At 31.9% G+C, this 18216-nt stretch carries 15 protein-coding genes; 6 read left to right on the top strand and 9 right to left on the bottom strand.

The window, feature by feature from the left end; genetic code table 11:
* Nucleotides 1-4: 4 nt before the first annotated feature.
* The 3 genes from ccoG to Q4548_RS13815 all read left to right on the top strand — a co-directional run bounded on the left by ccoG (nucleotide 5) and on the right by Q4548_RS13815 (nucleotide 2697).
* Nucleotides 5-1429: a cytochrome c oxidase accessory protein CcoG gene (ccoG, locus tag Q4548_RS13825; RefSeq protein ID WP_303456020.1), complete on the top strand. Its 1425-nt coding sequence runs from the start codon at nucleotides 5-7 to the stop codon at nucleotides 1427-1429.
* 120 nt (nucleotides 1430-1549) lie between these two features.
* Complete coding sequence (locus tag Q4548_RS13820) at nucleotides 1550-1996, top strand: FixH family protein (RefSeq protein WP_303455980.1); 447 nt, start codon at nucleotides 1550-1552, stop codon at nucleotides 1994-1996.
* On the top strand, nucleotides 1996-2697 hold the full coding sequence (locus Q4548_RS13815) for a sulfite exporter TauE/SafE family protein (protein WP_303455979.1): 702 nt from the start codon (nucleotides 1996-1998) through the stop codon (nucleotides 2695-2697). The genes Q4548_RS13820 and Q4548_RS13815 overlap by 1 nt, the downstream gene beginning before the upstream one ends.
* A gap of 384 nt (nucleotides 2698-3081) precedes the next feature.
* On the opposite strand, the gene Q4548_RS13810 is transcribed toward Q4548_RS13815, so the two are convergent.
* From Q4548_RS13810 to Q4548_RS13780, 7 genes are all read right to left on the bottom strand, one after another.
* Nucleotides 3082-3765: a lipid-binding protein gene (locus tag Q4548_RS13810; RefSeq protein WP_303455978.1), complete on the bottom strand. Its 684-nt coding sequence runs from the start codon at nucleotides 3763-3765 to the stop codon at nucleotides 3082-3084.
* Nucleotides 3766-3781: 16 nt separating this feature from the next.
* Nucleotides 3782-4453 (bottom strand): immunoglobulin-like domain-containing protein, encoded by a 672-nt coding sequence (locus tag Q4548_RS13805; RefSeq protein ID WP_303455977.1) that lies wholly within the window; start codon nucleotides 4451-4453, stop codon nucleotides 3782-3784.
* A gap of 28 nt (nucleotides 4454-4481) precedes the next feature.
* Nucleotides 4482-6017: a SusD/RagB family nutrient-binding outer membrane lipoprotein gene (locus Q4548_RS13800; protein ID WP_303455975.1), complete on the bottom strand. Its 1536-nt coding sequence runs from the start codon at nucleotides 6015-6017 to the stop codon at nucleotides 4482-4484.
* Between the two features lie 12 nt (nucleotides 6018-6029).
* The gene (locus Q4548_RS13795) at nucleotides 6030-9188 is read right to left on the bottom strand and encodes a SusC/RagA family TonB-linked outer membrane protein (protein ID WP_303455973.1); all 3159 of its coding nucleotides are present in this window, start codon (nucleotides 9186-9188) and stop codon (nucleotides 6030-6032) included.
* Between the two features lie 549 nt (nucleotides 9189-9737).
* Nucleotides 9738-11096, bottom strand: coding sequence for an oxygen-independent coproporphyrinogen III oxidase (hemN, locus tag Q4548_RS13790; protein WP_303455972.1), 1359 nt, complete (start codon nucleotides 11094-11096; stop codon nucleotides 9738-9740).
* 12 nt (nucleotides 11097-11108) lie between these two features.
* Nucleotides 11109-12890 (bottom strand): hypothetical protein, encoded by a 1782-nt coding sequence (locus Q4548_RS13785; protein WP_303455971.1) that lies wholly within the window; start codon nucleotides 12888-12890, stop codon nucleotides 11109-11111.
* A 151-nt stretch (nucleotides 12891-13041) separates the two neighbouring features.
* Nucleotides 13042-14253: a T9SS type A sorting domain-containing protein gene (locus Q4548_RS13780; protein WP_303455970.1), complete on the bottom strand. Its 1212-nt coding sequence runs from the start codon at nucleotides 14251-14253 to the stop codon at nucleotides 13042-13044.
* A 193-nt stretch (nucleotides 14254-14446) separates the two neighbouring features.
* On the opposite strand from Q4548_RS13780, the gene Q4548_RS13775 reads away from it, so the two are divergent.
* Nucleotides 14447-14959 carry a YkgJ family cysteine cluster protein gene (locus Q4548_RS13775; RefSeq protein WP_303455968.1) on the top strand — a complete coding sequence of 171 codons (513 nt, stop codon included), beginning with the start codon at nucleotides 14447-14449 and terminating at the stop codon, nucleotides 14957-14959.
* A gap of 14 nt (nucleotides 14960-14973) precedes the next feature.
* Nucleotides 14974-15309, top strand: a complete 336-nt coding sequence (locus Q4548_RS13770; RefSeq protein ID WP_303455967.1) for a hypothetical protein — start codon at nucleotides 14974-14976, stop codon at nucleotides 15307-15309.
* 71 nt (nucleotides 15310-15380) lie between these two features.
* On the opposite strand, the gene Q4548_RS13765 is transcribed toward Q4548_RS13770, so the two are convergent.
* Entirely contained in the window at nucleotides 15381-15602 is a 222-nt protein-coding gene (locus tag Q4548_RS13765) for a hypothetical protein (protein ID WP_303455966.1), read from the bottom strand.
* Nucleotides 15603-15705: 103 nt separating this feature from the next.
* Nucleotides 15706-16884, bottom strand: coding sequence for a DUF1343 domain-containing protein (locus tag Q4548_RS13760; protein ID WP_303455965.1), 1179 nt, complete (start codon nucleotides 16882-16884; stop codon nucleotides 15706-15708).
* 21 nt (nucleotides 16885-16905) lie between these two features.
* Here Q4548_RS13760 and Q4548_RS13755 point away from each other — a divergent pair, with 21 nt between their 5' ends.
* Nucleotides 16906-18141 (top strand): ABC transporter permease, encoded by a 1236-nt coding sequence (locus Q4548_RS13755; RefSeq protein ID WP_303455964.1) that lies wholly within the window; start codon nucleotides 16906-16908, stop codon nucleotides 18139-18141.
* The last annotated feature ends 75 nt before the right edge of the window (nucleotides 18142-18216 follow it).

Below are 18216 nucleotides of genomic sequence, written 5' to 3'. Positions count from 1 at the left end.
TATGATGGATGCAGATAATAAAGAAGTCTTTAGAGATTCTATTTCAACAATAGATGAGAAAGGAAAGCGTTCGTGGATATATCCTAAAAAACCAAAGGGGAGGTTTTACAGATATAGAACGTGGGTTAGTATGGCTTTGTTGGCATTTTTATTGTCTGCTCCATTTTTAAAAATCAATGGGAATCAGCTTTTTTTGTTCAATGTTGTAGAAAGAAAGTTTCACATTTTAGGATTCCCTTTTTGGCCACAAGATTTTTATTTGTTAGTACTGTCTATGTTGGTCGGTGTGGTATTTATCATTTTATTTACAGTGATTTATGGACGTGTTTTTTGCGGATGGATTTGTCCTCAAACTATTTTTTTAGAAATGGTGTTTCGCAAAATAGATTATTGGATAGAAGGAGATAAAGGAGCACAAATAAGGTTGGCAAAACAAGATTGGAATGCTGAAAAAATAAAGAAAAGAGTTTTTAAGCACGCATTGTATTTGCTCATTTCTTTTGTGATTTCTAATGTGTTTTTGGCTTATATTATTAGTAGTGATCGTTTGTTAAAAATCATCACAGAACCAGTGTCCGAACACATAGGTGGTTTTGTTAGTATTTGGATTTTTACTGGAGTATTTTACTTTATTTTTTCGTGGTTTAGAGAACAAGTATGTATTATTGCTTGTCCTTACGGACGTTTACAAGGAGTTTTGTTAGACAATAAATCTATTATTGTAGCTTACGATTACATTAGAGGAGAAGGAAAAAAAGGAAGAGCAAAGTTCAGAAAAAATGAAAATAGAGAAGATGTAGGAAAAGGAAATTGTATTGATTGTGATCAGTGTGTAGAAGTTTGTCCAACAGGAATTGACATTAGAAATGGAACGCAGTTGGAGTGTGTAAACTGTACCGCTTGTATGGATGCTTGTGATTTTATGATGCTCAAAACAAACCAACCTCAAGGACTGATTCGTTATGCTTCAGAAGAAAATATTGAGAAAAACGAACCTTTTGAATTTACTGTTAGAATTAAAGCTTACACTGCTATTTTAACTGTATTGGTTGTTGTTTTGATAAGTTTATTAACGGTGAGAAGTCATGTACAGGCTAACTTTTTTAGAGTGCCAGGGGAATTGTATCAGGTAAAGGAAAATAGAGTGATTAGCAATGTGTACACCTACAAATTGGTGAACAAAACTAGTGAAGAAATAGATTCATTATCCTTTCAGTTGTTGTCTCATCCTAATGGAAAAGTAAAATTGGTAGGAACAGATCATTTGCTATTAAAAGAACAAGCAATTTACGAAGGAACGGTATTTATAGAAATTCCAGAGTCAGATTTGACGGACAGTAATGAAACGGTTGAACTTGGAATTTACCAGAGTGATAAAGAAATTACAAGTACTAAAACACATTTTTTAAGCCCTAAAAATAAATGGTAATCTATGTTTTTGTGTTAGGGAGATTGTATCTTTAAGTACTCTCTATTTAAACTAGTTACCAAAAAATAATTAAATCTGCATAGACAACCGTCAGTTGCAAAAGTCTAAAGAAACAAGAATATGAAAATCAATTGGGGAACAAGTATCGTCATTACATTTGTCGCTTTTATAACATTTATACTGTATTTTGTAGTTAAAACGTTTACGCAAAAAGAATACGATTACAATTTGGTTTCTGAAGAATATTACCAAGAGGAGTTGAATTTTCAGAGCACCATCAATCAATCTATCAATGCAAAAGATTTGTCTCAAAAAGTAATTTTTGAATTAGTGAATGATGTATTGACTGTAAAAATTCCGAATTTAAATGAGGATGGAATTGTTGGTGAAATTCAGTTTTATAGACCTTCTAACGACAAATTAGATTTTGTCAAAGCAATTTACAACGATGAGATTAAAATAACGGATAATGAATTGGTCAAAGGGAGGTGGAATGCTGTTATTACCTGGCATTATGCAAAAGAGCCTAAAAAGACTTATTATCAAAAAGAACAATTTTATTTTTAATGTTTGCTTCCGCTTTTATTTTTGGTTTGTTAAGTAGTCTGCACTGCGTTGGTATGTGCGGACCCATTGCTTTTGCTTTGCCAGTACACAAGGGAACTGCTCGTGAAAAATGGTTTAAAATTTCTGCCTATCATTTGGGAAGGTTGTTTACTTATGCAACTATTGGAGTTGTGTTTGGTTTGTTTGGAAGAGCATTTGTGTTGGCAGGATTGCAACAAACATTGTCTATTGTAGCAGGTGCTATATTGATTGTTATTGCTTTATTTCAAAAAAAGGTTTTACGCTATTTGGAACAAAAATCTACATTTAAAGTATTGAGTTTGTTTAAGAATGGTTACCAAAGATTGGCAAAATCTAAATCTTTACTAAATTTTTTTAGTTTGGGAATGCTCAATGGTTTGTTGCCATGTGGAACTTTATACGTGGCATTAATAGGAGCCATTGCTTTAGGAACAGCATGGGAGGGAGGCTTGTATTTGTTTATTTTTGGTTTGGGTACATTGCCATTAATGTTTTTGTTTATGGGAATCAAATTAATCAGCACAGCTAAATTCAAAGCGGTTTTTAACAAAGCAGTTCCTGTAATGTTGTTGGTTGTTGGAGTTATGTTTGTTTTACGGGGTTTGGGCTTAGGAATTGCTTTTGTATCTCCTTCAGACTTGAGTTTGCAAATACATTTGGTTCCTGTAGGTTGTCATTAAAAAACTCTAACAATTTTCTAAGAGTTATCTAAATTAACTTTTCTCTGATATAAGTTTACGAATACTACTACTGTTACAACACATTTGTTAAACTATTAAGCTTTCTTAGGTTAGCCTTAGAATGTTCTACTTTTTATTAGAGCTAGATAATCACTTTCCGTTTTTAGTATATTTAATTTCCCTTTCTACTGTTTTGCAAATATCTCAGATAGTATTACTGTAGCTGTAACAATTATACAAGCAGATATCAAGATAAAATTATGGGAATTTTACAATAAGATTGTAGAGGTGTACTTGTATTAAATTTCATAAAAAAGGTCCGCTAACTCTAATGAGAAAGCGAACCTTATAAATAAACTTATTACAAAATACTATCCTTTTTTATTAATGATCATCTTCTTCAAAACCAGTTTTTCTGTGACCAGAAATTACGTAAGTTTCATCTAATGTGTCATCGTAAGTAGCACTATCATATTCCCAATCATACTCAGCAACTTCAGGGTTGGCTCTTAAAGATTCATCTACTTCGTAGCTTGTAAATTTAACATTACCACTTAATAATTTAATTTTAATATAAATACTGTCTACAGGATTACCACTTACTGTTGTACCTGCATTCGGTAATATTTTACCATCTAAAACTAAGTTTCTGATATTATATCTTTCTTCAGTTATTTCTTCTCCTAACCCTGTAGGTTTTGATTCAGGAGCTGCTATCGCTAGCACATCATTATCTAAATCATCAAAATCTGTATTTTCACTCATAAATGATTCAGAAGTACCTGCAAATGAAAATTTACTTTTTAAAGGAAACATTGATTCTGCATCGTCTAACCAAACAGTGTTTTCTATATTATCGGCAGTATTGTAAATCATTAACTGAACGCTATGGTCATAGCTTTCGTATTTAGTGGTCATGTCTTCGTCATATAGTTCAAAGAAATAAGTACCAGAATAGTCTAAAGTTTCACTATCCCAAACATCTACATCTTCACTACAAGATGTAAGAGACATAATGGTTGCCATTGTAAACAACCCTAATAATTTTTTAATATTAATTTTTTTCATATTTATTATATTTGAGTTATTCTTTTATTAAAGTACTAGGTGTTTGAAAAGTACCACTTTGCATATAATGGCTAAATTTAGTACCGTCTAGTATTGGATCGATAACACCCCATGGACCCCAAGGAGAGCTTGTTAGTAAGGCTTCATAGCTAGTACCATCAGATGTAATATAAAAGTATCCAGGTATTTTATAAGCAGCTCCGTAATCATAACCAATATTATATCTACCTCCTATCAAATCATCACAATAATACAATCCATCTCCTAAATGAGATATTGTACAGGCTTCTGTAAAAGATCCAGCAGAATTTTCACCAGTGTAACTACCACTATACTCGTCAGATATTTTTCTATCTGTAGGTAATACAAATACATTTCTAGTAATAGTTTTTGCAAAACCATCAACATTTACAATATTGTAACTAACAAGATAATGCCCTGGGGTTGATGTATCAACATCCCCTGAAATAATAATGTTTTCAGTTACATCTGCTTCATCTTCGAAAGCAATTGCTCCTGGTTCTACATATGTTGAACCTTGCTCAATTACGTAGATTTCATCTCCTACTAATTCTATTTCATTGTAATAGGTAATTCTAGAGATATCCTCTGTATCTAAATCTTGCTCACATGAACTTAGAAAAAGTACTGTGATCATGGGAATTATATAATTTATAATTTTTTTCATTTTTTTACGTTTTTAAGGTTCTAACTAATTATTTACCTGTTTTTTGATCCCACCAAATTTTCTCTAATAAATTAGTTTTTTGTCCTGGAGAATTAATATTTCTGTTTAAAACATCTGTTGGGTAAATAGGAGAGACTGGTAAGTAACCGTTAGTTTTTTCTCTACCGTTTACAGAAATGGTAAGGTCACCTAACGGAAAGTTTTGATCAGCAGCTTGTCTGTCTGCTTTGATATCGATTTCTGAGACAGCTGGGTACTTAGTTCTGTTTCTATCAATAAATGATTCTATATGTTGATAGTTAGCATTGGCTACCCATTTTTGCATAGCAATTTGTTTGATGTTTTCTTCTTGAGTACCGGTAACCCATGTAGCATAACCTGTAGTGACAATAGAAGTATCAACGATGTCATTTTGTGCTAAAGAGGCAGTTACTCCTAAATCGTAGTATGTTTTGGCAGTGTTAGGATCTCCATTTCTAGCATAAGCTTCGGCTATAAAAAAGTTAACTTCCCAAGAAGATATTATTACTATGTCAGTATCTCCAGCAAATAGAGCTTCACTATAATCTTCATCTTCATCATCTGTTCCATCTGCATCAGAATCGTCTTTTGAGTCAAAATCTCCAAAGAAAGCACCTTCATGATCGTCTCCTGTAGCTGTAAATAAAACATCTATTCTAGGGTCATCATTTTTATTTAAATAATCAATAAAAGTTTTACAACCAATTACATTTGTAGATAAAAACCCAGCACCACCTGCTTCAAATTCTCTCATTGGATGTCTTCCTCCTTCTTGAGAATCATTCCAGTATTCTGAACCTTCAATTTTAGCAGATTCTGTTAAAAAAGTTGCACTTTCAATAAAAGTAATTACTTCATTAATATCAAAATTAGAAGTTTCAGATTGTCTCATCATTAATTTTAATTTTAATGAGTTTGCAAACTGTTCCCATTTTTCTAAATCACCATTAAAAATAAAATCAAAATCTACATCTATTGCTGGTAATGTAGAAATATCCGTAGCTAATAAAGCATCAATTCTAGCTTCTAAATCAGCATAAATATCTTCTGCATTATCAAAATTTGGAGATTTAACACCATCATTACCACTTAATGCTTCAGTGTAAGGAATATTACCCCATAAATCTGTCATTACTTGCCATGTAAAAATAGATATGGCTTCACTGATGTATGCATATCCTATTTCTCCATTTTCACTTGCTAATTCACTAATTCTTTTAGCATCTATTAATACTCCAGAAGTTAATTCTTCATAAGCGTTTTCAAAACTTGTAACAGAACCATCTTCATATTCACACAAAACTTTAAATTGAGATGCTGTATAGCTTTGTGTCCAGTATTCTGACCAATATCCTCCAGCAAAACCTAAATCCCATCCCATTAAAGTATTGGCTAAGCCTACTTCTGTAGTTGGTAAAAGAATTTTAGGTTCATCAGTGTCTCCCAAAACATTTGGGTCGTTGTTTACGTCTAAATAATTATCACAACTCGATGCGAAAATCAATAGGAAAACAGTTGTTATATTTAATATATGTTTCTTCATATTAGGTTGTTTTTATAATTGAATGTTTACTCCAAATGTATATGTTTGTTGAGTTGGATTAGTGTTGTATTCTCCAAATTTTGCATCTACATTGTTACCAAAAGTAGTAGTCTCCGGATCTATATAAGGATTGTCTTTGTGTTTCCATAACAAGAAGTTTGTTGCTGTTAATGACAAGTTAATTTTAGATACATTGATTTTATCACAGAATGATTTAGGAATTGTATATCCTAAAGTAACATTTCTTAATTTTAAATAAGATTTATCGATTACTGCATAAGATTCTCCTTCCATACCACCTGTACTATAAAAAGTATGTAAAGCTGTAGGATCTACTGGTGTAGAGTTTTCAGAATAACTACCATCTGCATTTGCAACTACTGAGTTAGGAATGATAAATGTATTTCTATCATTTAAAACACTTTCAGGAGAACTACCTGTCCAGTGCATGTAATCTTTAGTACCAGAGTAGATGTAACCACCATACCTTAAGTCTAATGTACCTGCTAAGCTAAATCCTTTGTAAGTGAAAGAGTTTGTTAAACCTAAACGGAATTTTTCGTTAACGTCTTTTCCTAACAATTCAGCATCAGTAGTTGCTTGAGGATTACCTGCTCCATCTACAACAATACTTTCTACACCATCAACAATAACTGTTTTTGGTTTAGTAGATTTAAATTGACCTATTGCCATTCCTTCTACAGCATAAATACTAACAGTACTAAAACCTGATAAGTAGATTTCGCTTACATCTAATTTTTCAATTTTGTTTTTGTTTTTAGTGTATGCCCAGTCCATATCCCATCTAAAATCTTTGGTTTTTACTGGAACAAAATTTAGGTTTAATTCTATACCACTATTTCTAACATCTCCTAAATTAGAAGTAACTTGAGTATATCCAGATGAATAATCAATAGGTAGTGTATCAATTAAACCTTCTGTAAATCTATTGTAGTAAGACAATTCAAAACCAATTCTACTTCTAAAGAATCTGTTTTCCAAACCAACTTCAAATTCTCTTGTAATTTCTGGCTTTAATTCTTGGTTTCCTAATAAATCTGATACAGTATAAGAATTAACACCTCCTAATGGAAAACTTAAATCATCAACATCTGGAAAACCAGGATTAGCAGATGTTCCTACTACATATCTGTCATAAACTTTATAAGGTTCAGCATCTTTACCTGTAGAACCGTATGCTACTCTAAATTTAGAGAAACTTAAATAATCTGGTTTAGAGTCTAAGCTTTTTAATAACTCACTTAAGATAAAACTACCTGTAACTCCTCCATACATATATGAATTATTTTCTTTAGGTAGCGTAGAAGACCAGTCATTTCTGATAGTAGCATTTAAGAATAAATAATCTTTAAACCCTAAATCTACACTAGCATATGTACCAATTAATCTTCTTTTGTCTCTGTCTTGGTCTGCTGTTGCAGGAGTTAAAGTATTTCCTAAATCGTAAAATCCAGGAACATCAATAGAAGAAATATTACCTTCTAACCAATTGTTAGATCTTTCGTTAACATTTAAACCTAAAATAGCACTGAAAGATAAATCTTTGGTAAAGTCTTGGTTGTATAATAACATTGCATCGTGACTTAACTGTACTCTTTCTCTTTTTGTTTGTGTATATGCTCCAGGTGTAGCAGTACTAGATCCTGCGTTAATAGCGTCTTCAGAAAAAGAAATAATTCCTGTTTTTTCTTCAGCAGTAGATGATTCATAATCTCCAGAAAAACGGTAATCCAATTTTAAGTTGTCTAGTATGTTATATTCAACTTCAAACTTACCATAGAACTTATATTTATCTTGGCTTGCAGTGTTGTTGTTTAAAATATAGTATGGATTAACACCGTAAGGAGTAAAGTAGTTGTCTAAGTTGTTAAATTTATCATTATAATCCTCTAAATCAACAATAGATATATCATTAGCAATTTCATTTAAAGATCTACTTAAAGATGTCCCTTGTCCTGAAGGTACAACATTAATAGTTTGCTTACTAAAGTTCATTGCTGAACTTAATTTTAATTTTTTTGTTTTGTGAGATGCTTTGGTAGATAAAGTATATCTTTTATAAGAATCATTATCTGTTGGTATCACACCATCTACACTGTTTTGAGATGCGGATAAGAAGTAAGTGTTCTTTTCATCTCCTCCAGATAAAGAGATAGAGTTTTTATAACTTTCTCCTACGTCGTAAAAATCTCTCAAACTATTTTCTAAGTATACGTAAGGTTTAATTTTTTGACTATTGTCTACAATATTACCCCAAACTCTGTCCACACCATCATATGCAGCACCCCAGTTTCCGTTTTCGTCTAAAGCACGATCTCCACTCCAACCTTGACCAAATTGAGATTGTCTTTCGGGTAAAAAGCCTACTACGTTTACAGAAACAGAACTGTTAAAGTTTACTTTTAATTTACCGTCTTTACCACTTTTTGTTGTAATTAATACAACACCGTTAGCAGCTCTAGAACCATACAATGCAGTTGCAGCAGCACCTTTTAAGATAGTAAAGTTTTCAATATCGTCAGGGTTAACAGCATTTAATCCAGAACCAAAGTCTGCTTGGTTGTTTAAACTACTACCACCACGTTCTTGTATGTTAGTAAGTACTACTCCATCTACTATATACATGGGTTGTACGTTACCAAAAGAAGAAACCCCTCTAATAATTACGTTTTGTGTACCTCCTGGTGTTGGAGGAGAGGAAATATCTAAACCAGCTACTTTACCTTGTACAGCTGTTACAGGATTAATGGCTTGTGTTTTAGAGATGTCTTCTCCACTAAATTCTGCAATGGAGTATCCAACAGCTCTTTTTCTTTTGGAAATTCCCATTGCGGTTACTACAACTTCATTTAAAGACTCTACATCTTCGGACAAGGTTACGTTTATTGTTTTATCTATTCCAACCGTTTTTTCTTCAGTTTTCATTCCAAAATAACTAAATGCAAGAATATCTCCTGGATTGGCAGTAATGGAATAATTACCATCAAAATCTGTTATTGTAGACTTTGAAGTACCTTTAATAGTAATTGTTGCTCCGGGTATTGGTCCAGAGTCATCAGTTACGACTCCCATGATTTTTTCCTGTGCAAATGAGAATTGCACTGTTGTTACAATTAATAGTAACAAAATTCTTATTGTTTTTAATTTCATACTCTTGGATGTTTAAATTTAGTTTAATGTTTTTGATGTTTTTTTGAGATAAATAAGTAATGTTTTAAATTGATGTTGTATGTTTTTGGGGTTAATAAATAGATGACTTAATAGAAACTTAATTATTACTTAATTAAGACAACGCCAAATTATAATTTTGAAGAGTTATGCGTTAACGTGTTTTTACACAAACTAAATTGACTTTTAATAGGTTTTGGATGTGTGAAAAGATGAAGTATAGTTTTTTGTTGCCTTTTTTTAAAATAGCAATAACTAAAAACTATAGTAAAAGATAATCTATGTAACAGAATGTTGTTTTTAAGTTGTAAATGTTTGTTGTTTTGTGATTTTTGTTTAAAAAATGCATTTATTTTTTATTTACATAGTACAATGTTTATTTAGGGAAGATTTTGAAAAAAGGATTCTTTTATTTGACAAATAAGCCTCCTTATAAAATCAATGTTTTTTACGTTGTTGTTGGTGTTGTAGTTTTTTATAAGAAAAAAGAAAATGGCATATAAAAAAACTCCCTATACTTAGGGAGTTTTTTTATACTGTTTTTGAAAATTTATTCTGAGGTTGATCTCCCAGATATTGGTCTATAGCCATGCAAATGTTTCGAATAAATGGTTTTCCTTTATCAGTTACTTTAATTTGAGACTTAGAAATAGAAATCAATCCATCATTTAGTAAAGGAAACATTTTTAATGGAGCTTTTTCTAGAGTTTTACTTTTTAAGGTTTCTTCATCCCATTTGGTTTCGTAATGGCACATTAGGTTTAAAATATGCTGTCTTATAATAAGGTCTTCTTTAGAGGAAATATGTCCTTTGGCAATTGGAAAAATATTGTTTTTAACCAATTCCTGATATTCTTCAATGTTTTTTACGTTTTGATAGAAACTATTCCAGCTATCTCCAATAGAGGAAACACCCAAACCAATCATCACCTCTGTTTTTGCGTGTGTATACCCCATAAAGTTTCTATGCAGTTTATGATTTTTTAAGGCTTGGTACAGACTGTTGGTAGGTAATGAAAAGTGATCCATACCAATATTGTAATACCCGTAGTTTTTCAATATTTTTTTCCCAGTTTCGTACATCATTAGTTTTTCTATTCCTTGAGGCAAGTTTTCTTCAGAGTAACCTCTTTGCCCATTTCCTTTTAACCAAGGCACATGTGCGTAACTGTAAAATGCAATTCTGTCTGGAGCCAAACTCTTGGTTTTTTCTAGTGTGTTTTCTACATCTGTAAGCGTTTGAAATGGCAATCCATAAATAATATCATGACCTACAGAAGTGTAACCTATTTCTCTTGCCCATTCTGTTACTTTTTTTACGTTTTCAAAAGGTTGAATTCTATGGATGGCTGCTTGTACTGTTTTGTTGTAGTCTTGTACTCCAAAAGAAACTCTTTTAAAACCCAAATCAAACAAGGTCTGTAAATGTTCTTTGGTAGTGTTGTTTGGGTGCCCTTCAAAACTAAATTCATAATTTTCTGCAAGTGTTGAGGTATTGATAATACAACTTAGCAAACTTTTTAAATTTTCAGGGCTAAAAAAGGTGGGAGTTCCCCCTCCAATATGTAATTCTTTAATAACGGGTTTTTCATCCAATAGATTCAAATACATAGACCATTCTTTTAATACAGCATCTATATAAGGAGATTCTACATCGTGTCTTTTAGTAATCCTCTTGTTACAGCCACAAAAAGTACACATACTATCACAGAAAGGAAGATGTATGTATAAGCTGATTCCTTGTGATTTGTTGCTTTTATGATAAGATTCCAAAAGATTTTTTTTCCATTTTGTCAATCTAAAGTCTTGTACATTCCAATGAGGTACCGTAGGGTAACTAGTGTATCTTGGTCCAGGTACGTTGTATTTGTTGATAAGATCGATGTCCATAACTAATAGTTTTTAGATTTCTTGTAATTGCAATTGTTGTATTTTTTTTAATTCTTCAAATTGTGCTTTCAACCTGTTTAATGTTGCCGATTGAAATAGATTGTTGAATTGATCTTGAAAAATTTGCTGATAATAAACAATCCCTTTTTGTAAATTTTCTGTAAATCGGTTTAAGTATTTGTTTTGTTGCAACGTTAGATCCTCTTTAGCCAATTCAAGTTGCTCGTCTAAATAGTTTAAATACAGGTTCAATTCTTTGACAAATAGATGAGGTCTTTGGGTATTTTGTAAAAGATTCTTCTTTCCATAAATATGATTCATCATTTCTAATAGACTTACTTTTTTATCAAAATAAGCTATGTTAGGACCCGGACATACCGATACTCCTGTACCTTCTATTTTGGTTGAAATTCCGTAAGCCAGTAGGGCAGAAGTTCCCAAACCAACACAAATACATGATTTTTCGGTTACTTTGTTAATTTCTTTGTTTAGTTGAATAGGACTTAAAGATTCATTTTCTTGAAGTTGCTTTATTTTTAAATATTGATATTCCCTAGAAGCAATGCAAAGACCTTCTTTCTTAAATTCTTGATTAAGAGCAACATGTCTTTTGGGACAAGCGCTTCCAGGTCTGTTTTTTAAAATGTTTTCTTGTTTTTTTTCGTCTTTGGTGTTTCCTATTAGGTTGTTAAAGCGTACACCTAGCGGAGAAATATTACTTAGATAAACATCTTTTTCTTTGGCAGTTGCTAATTGTTGTAGTGTGTTGTCATCTACTGTAGTTGCTTCTGGAACCAATAAAAAAGGAGATCCCCAACCAATAGAATCCAATTGATAAGTTTCTAATAAAAATTGATGTTCTTCTGCAGTACCCACACCACCTTGAGCTGATATTTTTAAAACAGGTTTGTTAAGACTGACCTCTTTGTTTTTAGAACGAAGCGCATTGGAAAATAGCTCGTAAGTATCGTTGTAAAGCTGTTCTCTATTTTCTTTAAATTCTTCTAACACAGGTCCCATTAAAAAACCATCGGTAGCAAAGGCATGACCTCCACAATTCAAACCAGATTCTACTCTGTATTCAGAAACCCACAACCCTTTTTTAGCCAAATATTTACCTTGAATAATTGCGGAACGATAATCGCTCACTTTTAAAATAATTTTCTTTGGAAAGTTTCCAAAATCATCAGGGAAAAAACCTTCAAGTGTAGCTAGGTAATTGTACAGTCTTGGATTCATTCCTGCGGAAAAAACAACAGATGAGTTGAGTTTGGAATTGGCAAAACCTCTCAATGCAGCATGTGCATCGTTGAACTCAATTGGCAAAACCTCTCTGTTTTCATAATTGGTTTTGTCTACTTTGGTCATAATATTAACGTCAATAGCTCCTTGATATAAATTTTCTCGAATCAATTGTTGTACTTCTGCTACATTTTTACTGTTTTGAAGTTGCTGTTTTAAATAGGAAGGAGTAGGTAGGTGGTTGATATAGTCTGCCAGGGTGTGACATTTTAACGTGGTTACGTTTTTTAACTTATTGATTTTTTCTTGAACCAAATCGTGCACTAAATTTAGATAAGCAGTAATTCTGATGGCTCTATAATCAATAGTTTTATCGGTGATTTCTGTGTATTTAAGATTGTTTAACTGTGTGTAATATTTTCTAAGTTTTTCTAATAAAATATCATCAACCAATGAAATGACAGAATCTATTCCATAAGGAGCAACTTTTAAAGGGCTATCTGCTGTATAACCTATTCCCATAACGGGTATATGAAAGGTATGTTTTTCCATGTGTATGATTGGGTATTGATTAAGAACAAAATTATTAGCTAACCCTCTATAGAAAAATGATAATTGTCACAAGCGGACATAAAAAAGCCGTTAAAATTGAATTTAACGGCTTTTGAGAAATTAGTAAACTGATAGTATGTTATACCATAGCTTATTTTTTGATTATTTTTTTAATCAATGAGTTTTCTGTTTGTAAGAAATAAATTCCTTGTGGCAAATCGGAAATGTCTATAGTTGTGCTAGCTTCTATTGTTTTTACAACTTGACCTAAAACATTAGAAACCATGATGTCTCCGTTGATATTAGAAATGTCTGAAATATTGATAATTCCAGTGGTTGGATTAGGATACACTGTTATGTTTTTAAAACTAGGAGAAGAGCTACTTAAGGTTGTTGTAGCGGAAAATTCAATTCTATCAATAAAAAAATCACCAGCAAAAGAAGTTGTATTATTTACTCTTGGAATTAATTTTAATGTTGTTACGTTTCCTGCCCATTCTGTTTTAGCTCCTAAATTAATTTTTACAACCTCTAAAGCATCTGATATTCCCATTTCTGCGATAATTGCGTTTTGGTTTCCACTAGCTCCAGTTGGAGATGTAAATTCAAGTCTAAACTGTGTGTTTTTTGAAGTATTTCTGTAAAAAACGTGAGCATATTTATAGGTGTCTGCATCTACATAGGTTGTCAAAGAATTTTTGATAACGTAAGAAGAAACGTCTGCTGTAGTGTTTGATATGGTTAAGAATCCCCCTGATACTGAAGTTGTACAGTCTGTATTGTTTGTAAAGTCTTCAAAATCACCATCGTTATTAAATTCATACACGTGTTTTTCGTCGGATGGAATGGTGTAAGATGGAACAATAACAATAGGAGTTCTAGGTACTTGAATGGTTCCAACACCACCTCCAGAAGTTAAATATTCAATTGTTTCTCCAACAACAGGAGGAACCGCACTAGCTACAGGGTTGAGTTCTAGTTGATCTATTACCCAGGTTCTAGTTCTTACTTCATCTACTAGTACAGAAGAGCTTTTAAGTTCGTCGGTTAAATTTCCTATAGCAGGTCTAAATACGTGTTTGTTAGGGTTGGTAATATCATCTTCTTTTGTCTTTAAAGGAAAATAAATATCATCGTAAGTAACAGGTTCTGTTAACCCTGTAAAAACCACAGTAGATGTAATTATTACGTCTACTTGAGCGTATGTATCTGGTGCGGTTCTATCTAAAAAGAAACCATTTTCAGAGACAACTAATTCAGTCAACCCAGCACCTGCAGATGTTGAAATTGTAATAGTGTTTACTTGACCAAAAGTCAATGTAGTTGCTATAAAAGCAATAGAAAAAAGTATTTTTTTTATCATAATAAATTGTTTTAAGTTATAGAACAAAACAACGAGGATCTTAGCTTTTATGATTGAACATATGAGTATTTTAAGAATACATATGTGTTTTCTGTTTTTTTTAAATAATAAGTGCTTTAGGTGAATAGAAGTGGGATAAATAAAATGAGAGTATGAAATTTTGAATGCTTACTTTTGTAATATGAATGATAAAATGGAAGAATTAATAAAGTCGTTGCCTCAAAAAGCTTTTGAAGATAAGAAAGAAAATGTTGCTTATTTTAAGAGGTTGAAAAAAAGAATTCCTAAAAATTTAGATTATGTAATGCAAGATTTACACGATCAAGAATTTGAGAGAACAGACTGCTTAACTTGTGCCAATTGTTGTAAAACTACAAGTCCAATGTTTTTTCAAAAAGATATAGAACGTATTGCAAAACATTTAAAAATGAAAGAGCAAAAGTTTATGGATACGTATCTAGAAAGAGATTCAGATGATTGCTATGTGCTAAAATCAGCACCCTGTACTTTTTTAGACGAAAGAGATAATACTTGTGTTATTTATGACGTTAGACCTAAAGCGTGTTCTGAATATCCTCATACCAATAGAAAAAAGTTTTTTCAGTTGACTGATTTGACCATGAAAAATGCTGAAATATGTCCAGCTGCATACCATATTATTGAAGCATTGAAAACCGCAATTCCGTTAGCAGGAAAGTCTAGGTAATTATAAAATTTATTATGATTCTAAAATTGTCTAAATTTTTTGGGACATGTTATTCCGATGATGTTTCTGAATTGCAGTTCTTTGGAAAAAGGTTTCAAGCAGAAATACATCAAAATATTTTAACATTGTCTTTTGAGTTGATGAAGGGCTTAGATAAGGATGAAATTGAAGACAAAACAACTCAATTCACTTTTTATGAAATTGAAGATTTGTATTTACAGAAAAAATTGAGTGCTACCATTCAAAATTTTTCACAAGTAACTAAAATTACCTTATGCGTTAATAATCATTCTTATCCAGTAAAACACCTAAAACTAACCTATAAGGGTTTTGTGCTTAGATTGGTATAATTAGTGTGTGTCAAATGTTAATTTTGAAAATTACTTTTTTAAGCTACTGAAATATAAGTGATTATTTATAATTATCTAGAGAATGTTACGGATCTTAAGCTTGGTAAGGTTCTAAGATTGTTCTGGACAATAACTGTTGCTTTTGTGTAGTTACTACTGCTTACATAGAGTTTATATTGATTATTTGTTTTATCAATAACAACAGAAATAGCTGACACTCTTTGAATTGCATTTTTTAAATGATAAGCATCTAAAATAGTGATGCACGTATAAATAGACGTTTTAGAACTCATGGGGTTTTGGGTATAGCATACAATCTGGGGTGATTGTTTTTGTTTAAAGTTATAAATAAAGTTGGATTTTGGTACAAAAAACACACTTTTTTAGCTTTGAGTTTTAATAAACCAAGTATTTTTTTCTTAACTTTTTAAAAATCTGGGTTTTACTTTGCCAACTCTGTTCTATTTCTTTTGCCGTAAACCCATTTTTTAATTGGTATTCTAAAATAGTATCTCCAGCATGTATGGTAAAGGTTTTTCCAAAAAAAGCAGTTTTGTCAGGATATTTATGATACGCATCTACCAACCAATCCATAGATACTTTAGATAGTTTTTGGGTGTTTGTCAAATTTACTCCATAACAAATTTTAGCGTCATCTTTAGGGTATTTGCTACCGTAATTGGGTTTGGGTGTGTAGTAAAAATTTGTTTTTGGAAAAGAAGAACTTCCGTAACGTTGAAATTGATACGTTGTTCCTCTACCAGCATTTATAGGAGTTCCTTCAAAAAAACCTAGACTCGGGTATAGGTTGATAGCTTTGTCATTTGGCAAATTTGGAGAGGGTCTAATAGGCAAGTGGTAGCTACTGTTGTGATTGTAATTAGACAAAGGAATCAGAGTCAAATCACACTGAATTTGATTTGCTAGCCATTTTTCACCGTTAATCATAGTTGCGTATTCACCAATAGTCATTCCGTAGACTAAAGGAACAGGGTGTTTTCCTACAAAAGAACTGTATTTTGGATTGAGCATAGGACCATCTACATAGTGTCCGTTAGGGTTTGGTCTGTCTAAAACTAATAATGGAATTTGGTTCTCAGCACAAGCTTCCATCACATAATGCAATGTAGAAATATAGGTGTAAAAACGAACTCCAACGTCTTGAATGTCAAAAATCATTAAGTCAATGCCTTTCAAATCTTCAGTAGTAGGTTTTTTGTGTTTTCCATACAAAGATACAATAGGTAGTTGAGTTGTTACATCCACACTGTTGTTAACTTTTTCGGCCGCATCAGCAGTCCCTCTAAATCCGTGTTCTGGAGAAAAAACTTTTTGAATGGAAATGTTTCGTTGCAAAAGGGAATCTATAAGATGTGTGTATCCCGTATTTTTAAATATCACAGAAGTTTGATTGGCCACAATTCCCACTTTTTTAGCTTGTAAAAGAGGTAAATACAGTTCGGTTCTATTGGCAGCAACTATAATATTTTTTGTTTGTGGGTTATTTTGAGCCTTGCACGAGGATAAAACAGCCAATAAGAAAAATACATGAATTAAAAATGTATTTTTGAACATCCATTTAAAGTGCATAAGCAATTGAATTTTGAATTATTTATAGCGACCAGATTAACCAAGTCTCAAGAGTATAAAAATAGTATTTCATCTCCAATAATAAAAATAGCAATTAGCGCTATTGCGTTGGGGTTGATTATGATGTTGATTTCTATAGCAACAGGTGTAGGGCTGCAAAAAAAAATTCGAGAAAAAGTAGCAGGCTTCAACGGACATGTGGTTATTAGCAATTATGACAACAACCAATCCAAGACAACACAATCACCAATAAATTTACAACAAAATTTTTATCCTGAATTTAAGGACGTTTCTGGAATTAAACATATACAGGTTTTTGCAACAAGACCAGGAATCATTAGAACAGAGAGTGATTTTGAAGGTGTGATTTTAAAAGGAGTTGGAACAGATTACGATTGGTCTTTTTTTAAAGAATATTTAAAAATAGGAAATTTGCCTGTTTATGGGAATGAATTGTCTAGTGAAGTGTTGATATCAAAAAAGATTTCGGACAGAATGCAATTGACCTTGGGAGATAAGTTTGATACTTTTTTTGTGCAAGAAAATAGCAATGCGTTGCCAAGTAGAAGAATTTTTAAAGTTGTAGGTGTTTTTGATACAGGTTTTGATGAGTTTGATAAAAGTTTGATAATTGGAGATATCAATCAAGTAAGAAGATTGAACAAATGGGAAGCAGATGCGGTAGGAGGTTTTGAAGTATTTATAGAAGATTTTGATCAGATAGATGTTAAATCAAAAGAGATTTATCAAAAAATTGATTCTACTTTAGATAGTAGAAGCTTGTTTGAGCAGTTTCCTCAGATTTTTGAATGGCTGAGCTTGTTTGATGGAAACATTGCAATTATTGTAATTATTATGATTGTGGTAGCGGGAATTAATATGATTACGGCTTTACTCGTCTTGATTTTAGAGAGAACACAGTTGATTGGGGTGTTGAAAACTTTGGGAGCTAACAGTTGGTCTATTCGTAAAATATTTTTGTACAATGCTTCTTATATTGTAGGTAGAGGCTTGTTGATTGGAAATGCAGTGGGGCTTTTGTTATTGTTTTTACAGTATCAATTTGAGTGGATAACCTTAGACCCTAACAGTTATTATGTACATGTAGCACCTGTATATCTTACTTTTTATCATGTATTGTTTTTAAATATAGGAACGTTGTTACTCTGTGTTGCGATGATGCTGATTCCGTCAATTATTATTACCAAAATTACTCCAGCCAAATCGGTAAAGTTCTCATAAAAACAAAAACCTTCAGCGAGGGAAGCTGAAGGTTTCTGTACTAACTAAACTAAACTATGAAAAAATTATTTTCAA

Origin of the sequence: Wenyingzhuangia sp. 2_MG-2023, assembly GCF_030548295.1 — a bacterium.
Classification (GTDB): Bacteria; Bacteroidota; Bacteroidia; order Flavobacteriales; family Flavobacteriaceae; genus Wenyingzhuangia.
Note: the sequence above shows the minus strand (reverse complement) of the source record. Positions and strands in the feature narration are given on the sequence as shown.

Bases quoted from the DNA above. Each gene is read 5' to 3' on its own strand.
- hemN (WP_303455972.1), bottom strand. From the start codon at position 11,096: ATGGACATCGATCTTATCAACAAATACAACGTACCTGGACCAAGATAC.
- Q4548_RS13800 (WP_303455975.1), bottom strand. From the start codon at position 6,017: ATGAAGAAACATATATTAAATATAACAACTGTTTTCCTATTGATTTTC.
- ccoG (WP_303456020.1), top strand. From the start codon at position 5: ATGGATGCAGATAATAAAGAAGTCTTTAGAGATTCTATTTCAACAATA.
- Q4548_RS13810 (WP_303455978.1), bottom strand. From the start codon at position 3,765: ATGAAAAAAATTAATATTAAAAAATTATTAGGGTTGTTTACAATGGCA.
- Q4548_RS13775 (WP_303455968.1), top strand. From the start codon at position 14,447: ATGGAAGAATTAATAAAGTCGTTGCCTCAAAAAGCTTTTGAAGATAAG.
- Q4548_RS13770 (WP_303455967.1), top strand. From the start codon at position 14,974: ATGATTCTAAAATTGTCTAAATTTTTTGGGACATGTTATTCCGATGAT.
- Q4548_RS13765 (WP_303455966.1), bottom strand. From the start codon at position 15,602: ATGAGTTCTAAAACGTCTATTTATACGTGCATCACTATTTTAGATGCT.
- Q4548_RS13785 (WP_303455971.1), bottom strand. From the start codon at position 12,890: ATGGAAAAACATACCTTTCATATACCCGTTATGGGAATAGGTTATACA.
- Q4548_RS13780 (WP_303455970.1), bottom strand. From the start codon at position 14,253: ATGATAAAAAAAATACTTTTTTCTATTGCTTTTATAGCAACTACATTG.
- Q4548_RS13760 (WP_303455965.1), bottom strand. From the start codon at position 16,884: ATGTTCAAAAATACATTTTTAATTCATGTATTTTTCTTATTGGCTGTT.
- Q4548_RS13805 (WP_303455977.1), bottom strand. From the start codon at position 4,453: ATGAAAAAAATTATAAATTATATAATTCCCATGATCACAGTACTTTTT.
- Q4548_RS13820 (WP_303455980.1), top strand. From the start codon at position 1,550: ATGAAAATCAATTGGGGAACAAGTATCGTCATTACATTTGTCGCTTTT.
- Q4548_RS13795 (WP_303455973.1), bottom strand. From the start codon at position 9,188: ATGAAATTAAAAACAATAAGAATTTTGTTACTATTAATTGTAACAACA.
- Q4548_RS13815 (WP_303455979.1), top strand. From the start codon at position 1,996: ATGTTTGCTTCCGCTTTTATTTTTGGTTTGTTAAGTAGTCTGCACTGC.